This is a genomic window from Bradyrhizobium cosmicum (genome assembly GCF_032290525.1).
GTDB lineage: Bacteria > Pseudomonadota > Alphaproteobacteria > Rhizobiales > Xanthobacteraceae > Bradyrhizobium > Bradyrhizobium cosmicum_A.
Genome location: NZ_JASXTA010000103.1, coordinates 1 through 370, shown reverse-complemented (window position 1 = coordinate 370; position 370 = coordinate 1). Strand labels below are relative to the sequence as shown.

General features: G+C 64.9%; 1 protein-coding gene. It reads left to right on the top strand.

Translation table 11 applies throughout. The features are described from left to right. The coding region (locus tag QSV46_RS39235; RefSeq protein ID WP_314964026.1) for a DUF1688 family protein at nt 1-370 on the top strand (370 nt) is incomplete at both ends.

Sequence of the window (370 nt, the reverse complement as noted above, 5' to 3'; positions counted from 1 at the left end):
GGCCTATCCGACGTTCGATGTTCCCTTTCATTCGCGCTGGCGCCATTTTGTCGTCGGCGGCATCGATCGCTGGGCGGCCCTTGCCGACGCCAGGAACTGGCGCGACAGGAAAGAGCGCGCCCGCGCCGAGTTTGACCTTGCCATGATCAGCGTGCTGCTCGACGCCGGAGCAGGTCCGTCGTGGCGCTATCGCGATCCCTTGACGGGCGCAAGTGTCGGCCGGTCGGAGGGGCTGGCGCTTGCCAGTCTGGACATGTTTGCGCGCGGCGTCTTCTCAGCGAAGGCCGACGAACCGTTGCGAGCGGATGCCGCTGTGCTTCAGCGGCTGACAGTTGCTGATCTGCAGACTGGCTTTCAGATTGCGGACGAC